Source organism: Streptomyces sp. AcH 505, from assembly GCF_000818175.1.
Lineage (GTDB): Bacteria > Actinomycetota > Actinomycetes > Streptomycetales > Streptomycetaceae > Streptomyces.
In genome coordinates this window covers 1453423-1461077 of record NZ_JTIY01000001.1, presented here as the reverse complement: position 1 = coordinate 1461077, position 7655 = coordinate 1453423, and the positions used below count along the sequence as shown (strand labels likewise).

The 7655-nt window shown below is 70.8% G+C and carries 7 protein-coding genes and 1 pseudogene; 1 reads left to right on the top strand and 7 read right to left on the bottom strand.

Annotation, left to right across the window (positions count from 1 at the left end; translation table 11 throughout):
• The 7 genes and pseudogenes from HY68_RS06650 to HY68_RS06620 form a co-directional block, all read right to left on the bottom strand.
• Positions 1 to 389, bottom strand: a pseudogene (locus HY68_RS06650) (hydroxyacid dehydrogenase); the annotation flags it as partial.
• 54 nt (positions 390 to 443) lie between these two features.
• Positions 444 to 1382, bottom strand: coding sequence for a carbohydrate ABC transporter permease (locus HY68_RS06645; protein ID WP_078863462.1), 939 nt, complete (start codon positions 1380 to 1382; stop codon positions 444 to 446).
• On the bottom strand, positions 1379 to 2359 hold the full coding sequence (locus HY68_RS06640; protein ID WP_041985547.1) for a sugar ABC transporter permease: 981 nt from the start codon (positions 2357 to 2359) through the stop codon (positions 1379 to 1381). The genes HY68_RS06645 and HY68_RS06640 overlap by 4 nt, the downstream gene beginning before the upstream one ends.
• Positions 2356 to 3693, bottom strand: a complete 1338-nt coding sequence (locus HY68_RS06635) for a sugar ABC transporter substrate-binding protein (protein ID WP_041985544.1) — start codon at positions 3691 to 3693, stop codon at positions 2356 to 2358. Before HY68_RS06635 ends, HY68_RS06640 begins: the two co-directional genes overlap by 4 nt.
• A gap of 112 nt (positions 3694 to 3805) precedes the next feature.
• Positions 3806 to 4924 carry a substrate-binding domain-containing protein gene (locus HY68_RS06630; protein ID WP_041985542.1) on the bottom strand — a complete coding sequence of 373 codons (1119 nt, stop codon included), beginning with the start codon at positions 4922 to 4924 and terminating at the stop codon, positions 3806 to 3808.
• 194 nt (positions 4925 to 5118) lie between these two features.
• Positions 5119 to 5892 (bottom strand): SDR family oxidoreductase, encoded by a 774-nt coding sequence (locus HY68_RS06625; protein ID WP_041985540.1) that lies wholly within the window; start codon positions 5890 to 5892, stop codon positions 5119 to 5121.
• A gap of 77 nt (positions 5893 to 5969) precedes the next feature.
• Entirely contained in the window at positions 5970 to 6638 is a 669-nt protein-coding gene (locus HY68_RS06620) for an MOSC domain-containing protein (protein ID WP_041985539.1), read from the bottom strand.
• 80 nt (positions 6639 to 6718) lie between these two features.
• On the opposite strand from HY68_RS06620, the gene HY68_RS06615 reads away from it, so the two are divergent.
• Positions 6719 to 7624, top strand: coding sequence for a LysR family transcriptional regulator (locus tag HY68_RS06615; protein ID WP_041985536.1), 906 nt, complete (start codon positions 6719 to 6721; stop codon positions 7622 to 7624).
• Positions 7625 to 7655: the final 31 nt, after the last annotated feature.

The following is a 7655-nucleotide window of genomic DNA, read 5'->3' as shown; positions in this document are numbered from 1 at the left end:
AAGAGGATCGCGGCCAGCGTGTACTCGGCGACCGGCACGGCGTTGGCCGCGGCGGCGGAGGTGACCGTGATGCCGCGCTCCCAGCACGCCTCGGTGATGTGGTGCTTGACGGTGCCCGCCGCGTGCACGACGGCGCGCAGCCGGGGCGCCGCCGCCAGCACCTCGGCGGTGAGGGGCGGCGCGCCCCAGCTGGTGAGCAGCAGTTCGGCGTCGGCGAGCGCGGCGGCGACCGCCGGGGTCGGGTCGGTGAGCTGATGGGCCGTCAGGGCCGGATCGGTGCGGACGAGACCGGTGAGCCGGGTGCGGTGGGCGGCGGTCAGCAGCCGGTCCGCGATGCCCGGACTCATGGCGAGCAGCGCGGACGGCCGGTTGTCAGTGGTGTGGTGCATGGTGGGACGTGTGCTCCTCGGGATCACGTGGGGCTGGTCACTGGGGGGCGACGGTCATTTGACGCTGCCTGCGGTGAGGCCGGCCTTCCAGTGCCGTTGCAGCGCGATGAACGCGACGATCAGCGGGACGACGGCGAGGAGGGACCCGGTGACCACCATCGGATAGAAGTCCGGGGTGGCGTTGGCGTTGCTGTGCCAGTTGTAGAGCCCGAGGCTCAGTGGATACAGGTTCTTGTCGGAGAGCATCACCAGGGGGAGGAAGAAGTTGTTCCAGATCGCGGTGAACTGGAAGAGGAAGACGGTCACGAACCCCGGCATCACCATGCGCAGCCCGATCGACCAGAAGGTGCGGAATTCGCCGGCGCCGTCGATCCTGGCCGCCTCCAGGGACTCGTTCGGGATATAGCCGGCGCTGAAGATCCGGGACAGGTACACGCCGAACGGATTGACGAGCACGGGTATCAGCACGGACCAGTAGGTGTTGATGGTGTGCGTCTTCACGGCGAGCAGGTACAGCGGGAGCGACAGCGCGGTCGACGGCAGCAGCACCCCCAGCAGGACGACGGCGAACAGCTTCTCCTTGCCCCGGAAGCGGTACTTGTCGAAGGCGTACCCGGCGGCGATGCTCACCAGCGAGCAGCCGAGGGCGCCGATGCCGGCGTAGAGCAGCGAGTTGCCGTACCAGCGGAAGTAGATGCCGTCCTGGTAGGACGACAGCTCGGAGAGGTTGTTGCCGAGGTTGAAGCCCTCGAACGAGAAGACGTCACCGCCCAGCAGATTCCCGGCGTCCTTGGTCGAGGCCGTGATCAGCCAGACGAGCGGGAAGAGCGTGTACGCGGCGGCCAGTACGAGGACGCCGTTGACCGCGGACTTGGACAGCCAGCGGCTGGTGCCGGGGCGGCGGGCGGCCCCGACGGGGGAGCGGCGGCCGGTGTCGCGGCCACGCTGCGAGCTGAGCTGGGTGGCCGGGTCGACCACGAGAGGAGTCGTCATGACGCCGACGCCTCCTTCCGGTTGGAGAGTCGGGTGACGACGAAGGACAGCACGGCCGCGACGAGGGCGATGAAGACGGAAGCGGCGGCGGCGAGGCCGTAGTCGTTGCGCTGGAAGGCCGCGCTGTAGGCGTACATGTTGGGCGTCCAGGCGCTGGTGACGGCCGCGCCCGAGCCGCTGAGGATCAGCGGTTCGGTGAACAGCTGCATCGAGCCGATGATCGTGAAGAGCAGCACGAGCATCAGGGAGGAGCGGATCAGCGGGATCTTGATGCTGAAGGCGAGCCGCCACTGACCAGCGCCGTCCACGGTCGCCGCTTCCAGCAGGGAGCGGTCGACGGCCTGGAGCGAGGCGTAGAAGATCACGACGTTGTAGCCGAGCCATTCCCACAGGGCGATGTTGACGATGGACGGCAAAGCGCCGTCCGACGAGAAGAAGTCGAAGCCGATACCGCCGGAGTGCATGGCGTTGACGACGGGGCTGAGCCCCGGTGTGTAGAGGTAGATCCAGATCAGCGCCGCGATCAGGCCGGGGATGGCGTGCGGCAGGAACAGCGCCAGCTGGAAGAAGCGGCGGGCCCTGGCCAGGGCGGTGTCCAGCAGCAGCGACAGGACGAGCGCGCCGCCGACCATCAGCGGGATGTAGAACACGCAGTACTTGGCCAGCACCCAGAACCCGTCGCGGAACGCGGAGTCGCCGAGTGCGGCCGCGTAGTTGCCGAGGCCGTGGAAGACGGTCGTGGGGCCGTCGAAGCCGAGCCCGGTCGACTTCTCGGTGAACAGGCTGAGCCAGAGCGCGTAGCCGATGGGGACGACCATCGCGACGGTGAACAGGACGAAGAAGGGAGTGAGCAGCACACCGGCGGCGAGGCCGGTGCGGGCCCTGTTGGTCTTCAGCCGCTTCGTGCTTCCGCTGGTGCTCGCCGTGGTGCTCACATCGGTGCTCGTGCGGGTACTGGTGCTTGCGTCGGTGCTCATGAGGGGTCCTCGACCTTCAGGCCGCGCTTCTTCAGATCGGCGACAGTGGCTTTCTGAGCCGTCCTGACCGCCTCGGGCAGGGTGGACGTACCGCCGACGACCTTGGTCAGCGCGTCACCGAGCGCGTCGTTGGTCGCGCCCGTGCTCGGGCCCCAGATCCAGTCCGGGTTGATCGTCGCGCCGGCCTTCTCGTACAGGGCGTAGAGGTCCTGGCCGCCGTAGAAGCTGGTGTCGAAGGCCTTCTGCGCGACCGGCACCATGGCCGGGGCCGCGGGCAGGGCGCTCGACGTGCTCGCGCCGATCCTGGCCTGGACGGCTTCCTTCGACGTGGTCATCCACAGGGCGAACTGGACGGCGGCGGCCGTCTTCTTGCTGTTCTTGCTGACCGCGAAGGACGAGCCCTGGATCATGCCGCTGGACGGCTTGGCCGCGTCCCAGCTCGGCATCTGTACGGCCGCCCACTTGCCCTTCTCCTCCGGCACGATCCCGGCGAGGGTGCCCGCGCTCCAGGAGGCGCCGAGATAGCCGAGCGTGGTGCCCGCCTTGAGCGAGCTGGTCCACTCGGGGCTGTACGACGAGGCGGTGCTGATCAGCTTGTCGTCGATCATGCCCTGCCAGTACTTCGCGGTCTTGAGCGTCGCCGGGTCCGTCGTGTTGATCTGCCAGGCGTCGTGGTCGGTCTTGAACCACTCGGCGCCGGCCTGCCAGGCCATCGACTGGAAGAAGGTCGGATCGTCGGGGAAGAACGTGGCGATCCTGGTGTCCGGCGCGATCTTCTTGACCTGCTGCGCCGCCGTGCGGAACTCGGCCCAGGTGCGCGGCAGTGCGATGTGGTGCTGCTGGAAGAAGTCCTTGCGGTAGTAGAAGATCTGCGGCGAGGCGTCGGACGGGATCGCCCAGTTCTTGCCGCCCAGGGTGGTCAGCTCGATGGTCTGCGGCAGGAACTTCCGCTTCTCGGCCGGGGTGAGATAGCCGCTGAGGTCCTGCAGCGAGCCCTGGCTGACGAACTGTCCGAGCTGCGGATACTCGATGGAGAGCAGATCGGGCGCGATGCCCGCCTTCACCGCATTGGCGATCTTGGGATAGCCGCCGAGACCGCCCGACGGGATCTCCTCGAACTTCACCTTGATCGTGTCGTGGGAGGCGTTGAACGCGTCCACGACCTCCTGGGATCCCTTGGTCCAGGCCCAGAACGTGACGGTGACCGGGTGCTCGGCGGTGCCCTGGGCCGGGGATTCGGCGCCGCCACCGCACGCCGTGAGCGCCACGAGTGCGGCCAGCGCGGTGGCGGCGCCGGCCAGGGCATGGATGGGACGGGACCAACTGCGACTCACGGCGCGGCTCCTGATGCGTGCGGGGACAGGCGTGCCGTGATACTTCGAGGAGCCGTGAGCGAAGTCAAGAGCGAAAGATTGAATGATCGAAAAATGAGCGAAACGGCTGGGTCTAGCGCTGTTTCGATCTTGCCGGGGCGCCGCAGGATTCTCGCACCCGCAGCCGCGGCAGCAGCTCCAGATGGCGGCGGGTCACCTCGGCGCCCGGCCCCGCGCCGCCGCCGGACCTGCCGGTGAGCCGCTCGATCAGCAGTTCGGCCGCCGCTGCGCCCACCTCGCGCTTGGGCGGCGCCACGGCGGTCAGCGGGGTGTCGGCGAGGGCCGCCACCTCGTCGTCGTACGTGATCAGCGCGAGGTCGCCCGGCACCCGTACGCCCAGCTCGGCCAGGCGCCGGACGATCCAGGTGGCGTCCTCGTCGTTGTGCATCAGCGCGGCCGTCGCCTCACCGGACGTCACCGCGTCGCGCAGCGCGAGCGCCGCGCGCTCGAAGAGCTCCGGGTCACGCTCGGGCGAGTTCGAGTCGATCATCGGCCCTGGCGCCGTGAGCCCCAGCGCGTCCAGCGCCCGCCCGTACCCGGCCCGTACGGCCATGGCGGTCGGGCTGTCCCAGCGCGCCACCAGCAGCGGCGCCCCGTGGCCGAGCCGGACCAGGTGCCGGACGGCGATCAGCACGCCGTGCGCGTGGTCGGACCTGACCTGGTCCATGTCGTCCAGCGGGCCGCCGGGCACCCCGGCCCGCTCCACCAGCACCGTGGCCACCGGCAGCCGGGCGATCCAGTCGCTGTGCAGGGCCGGGTGGTCGGGGGCCGTCCAACTGGGAGCGACCAGCAGGCCCTCGGCGCCGGCGGCGAGCAGCCCCGCCGCGTGCGAGGCGTCGTCGTCGGGGCGGTAGTCGGAGACCCGCAGGATCAGCCGGGCGCCGAGCCTGGCCGCCGCTTCGTGGGCGCCCCTGATCACCTCGGCGAAGTAGTAGGCGGCCGCAGGCGCCAGCATCCCGATGACCGGGCCGCCGCCGCCCGGCGCCGTACCGGCCGGACCCCGCCGCTCGGGCCAGGACACCGAGCCGTGCGCCCGGTCGAGCAGCCCGCGGCCTGCCAGCGTCTCCACGTCACGGCGGGCGGTGACGGGGGACACCCGCAGCTCGACGGCGAGGTCGGCGACCCGGACGGTGCCCCGTTCGCGTACCAGGTTCAGCAGGCGGTCATGACGTTCAGCGGCACCTTCGCGCACGGTGGCAGACCCTTCGCAATGTGATGTCACGCGCCACGGCATGGCCCGGACGCGACGAGCCTAATGCGTACGATCGAAAGGCGGGCATCCGATCATTCGATCACGGCTGTCGACCACAGCTGGCGCTGACAGCGGGCGATGACAGCCAGCGACACCCGGCGCTCATCGCGACCGATCGGCGGCGAGGCGGACGGTCACTGCGGGCCGTACTTGCTCCGCGCCTTCGACGTGATCCCGCCGAGCAGCCCGCGCGGCGCGATCTTCACCGCGCCCATCAGCGCCTTGTAGCGCGGATCCGGCACCGACACCGTCCTGCCGCGCGCCAGGTCGGCCAGCGCCGCCGTCACCAGCTTGTCCGCGTCCAGCCACATCCAGTCGGGGATCTTCTCCGTGCCGAGCCCGGCCCGCTCATGGAACTCGGTCCGTACGAACCCCGGGCACAGCGCCATCAGCCGTACGCCCGAGCCCGCCACGTCCTTGGCGACACCCTGGGTGAACTGCACGACCCACGCCTTGGAGGCGCCGTACGTACCGCGCGGCAGGAAGGCGGCCACCGAGGCCACGTTGACGACTCCGCCCCGCTCGCGCGCCCGCATCCCGGCGACGGCGGCCGAGGTCAGCCGCAGCACCGCCTCGCAGTGCACCTTCAGCATGGTCAGCTCGTCGGCGAGGGAGACTTCGAGGAACGCGCCCTTGCTGCCGAACCCCGCGTTGTTGACCAGCAGATCGACCGGATGCCTCCGGTCGGAGAGCCGCTTCTCGACCGCTTCGATCCCCGCGTCGGTGGCCAGATCGGCGGTCAGCACCTCGGCCTCGATGCCGTGGCGGTCGTGCAGTTCCGTGGCGTGCGTGCGCAAGCGCTCGGTGTCGCGGGCCACCAGGACGAGATTGTGTCCGTCCGTGGCCAGCCGCCGCGCGAAGGCGGCGCCGATACCCGCCGTCGCGCCGGTGATGAGAGCAGTCGTCATGCGACGGCACGTTAGCGCCCCACGGCGGCCCGCCGATCCGGCAGGGGCGCCGCTCACCTGCCGTACCAGGCCGCCGCTCAGCTGCCGTACTTGGCGACGTACTCCCTGGCGGCCTTCAACTCCTCGGTGTGCAGGGCGTCCGCGGCGGCCAGGATCCGCGGCAGCAGCTCGCGCTCCAGGGTGACGGCGCGGAAGGCCAGCGCCACCGTGACGTCATGGTCCGGGCGGTGCACGATCTCGATCGGGTCGCCCGAGCGGATCTCGCCGGGTGTGATGACCCGCAGATACGCGCCCGTCACCGCATGGCGGGTGAAGCGCTTCATCCAGCCCTTCTCGCCGAGCGTCGCCTGGAACGTACGGCACGGGATGCGGCCGCTCGTCGCCTCCAGCACCAGCTCGTCCCCGATCCGCCAGCGCTCACCGACCTTCGCCGCCGCCATGTCGAGCCCCGACGTGGTGAGATTCTCGCCGAACGCGCCGTTGGCCAGGGGGCGGCCCAGCTCCCGCTCCCAGTGGTCCAGATCCTCCCGCGCGAACGCGTACACCGCCTGGTCGCTGCCGCCGTGATGGCGCAGGTCGCACACCGCGTCCCCGACGAGACCGCTGCCGCCCTCGCCCTTGGCGCCGGGGTCCCGCACCCGCACGGGACCCGCGGCCGGCTGCTTGCCGATGCCCGTGACCTTGCCCGGCGTGTCGGTGTACGGGACGACTTCGGGCCGCCCCACATTCACGGTCAGAACTTTCATGGCAGCACGGTATCGGCAGCCGCCTCAAAGCATCCACCGATTATTTTCCGCCGTGCCCAAGCGTTGCTTATAGTTGAGAGATGATCGAGGCCCGCCATCTCCGCGTCCTGCGCGCCGTCGCCGCCACCGGTTCCTTCTCGGCCGCCGCGCGTGAGCTGGGCTGCACCCAGCCCGCCGTCAGCCAGCAGATGAAGGCCCTCGAAGCGTCGGCGGGCACCACCCTGCTCGTCCGCACCGGGCGCGAGACGCGGCTCACCCAGGCCGGTGAGGTGCTGGTCCGGCACGCGACGGGGATCCTCGGCGGGCTCACGGCCGCGGAGGAGGAGATCGCCGCCCTGGTGGGGCTGCGAGCGGGCCGGGTCAGGCTCGTCTCCTTCCCCAGCGGCAGCTCGACGCTCGTCCCCGCCGCGCTCGCCGCGCTGCGCGCCGCCCACCCCGGCACCCGGGTCTCACTCGTCGAGGCCGAACCGCCCAGCTCGGCCGGGATGCTGCGGGACGGCGACTGCGACGTGGCGCTGGCGTTCCGGTACGGGGACGGCGCCGACGCCGACGCCGAGTGGGACGACCTGGTCGTACGGCCGCTGCTGGTGGACCGGCTCGTCGGACTCGTACCCGAAGGGCACCGGCTGGCGCGCGCCGGCGCCGAAGCGGTCGCCATGGGGGACTTGGCGGGCGAGCCGTGGATCGCGGGCTGTCCGCGCTGCCGTACCCAACTCGTCGCCGCCTGCGAGGAGTCGGGGTTCGCCCCGCGGATCGACTTCGCCACGGACGACTACCCGGCCGTGGTCGGCCTGGTCGCCGCCGGGCTCGGGGTCGCCGTACTGCCCGAGCTGGCGCTGGCCTCGGTGCGTACCGAAGGGGTCCGTACGCTCGCGGTCGAGCCGGCGGTGCTCCGTGAGGTCGTCGCGCTCACCCTGCCGGACCTGGCCAGGGTGCCCGCCGTCGCCGCCACGCTGGACGAGCTGGCCGTGGCCGCCGCCCGCTGAGGCGGCCCCCGCCGCGCAGAAACGTTTCCCC